Consider the following 280-nt stretch of genomic DNA (forward strand, 5'->3'; position numbering starts at 1 on the left):
GCCCCATACCACCGACGCCTACATGGAGCACGCATCGACGGGTGAGAACGTCGATTGGACAGACAATGCCCAAGTGATCGAATTCCTCGTCAAGGATACCCAGATGATCGCCGGTTCGGCGCATCCCTACGACGAGGGGCGGGCGCGCGCCTTTGTTGAACGTGACGTCAAACGGGCCAAGAACTTCGTCAGCGCCACCAATCATTTCATGCTCAAGGGCGGCCAGACCTTGAGGGGAAAACTGGGTGAGCTGATCGCGCCCCTCCTTGTCATACACGGA

At 58.9% G+C, this 280-nt stretch carries 1 pseudogene; it reads left to right on the forward strand.

The features are described from left to right. Nucleotides 1–280, forward strand: a pseudogene (locus AF337_RS13625) (alpha/beta hydrolase); the annotation flags it as partial.

It is taken from the genome of Rhizobium ecuadorense (assembly GCF_001187535.1).
Classification (GTDB): Bacteria; Pseudomonadota; Alphaproteobacteria; order Rhizobiales; family Rhizobiaceae; genus Rhizobium; species Rhizobium ecuadorense.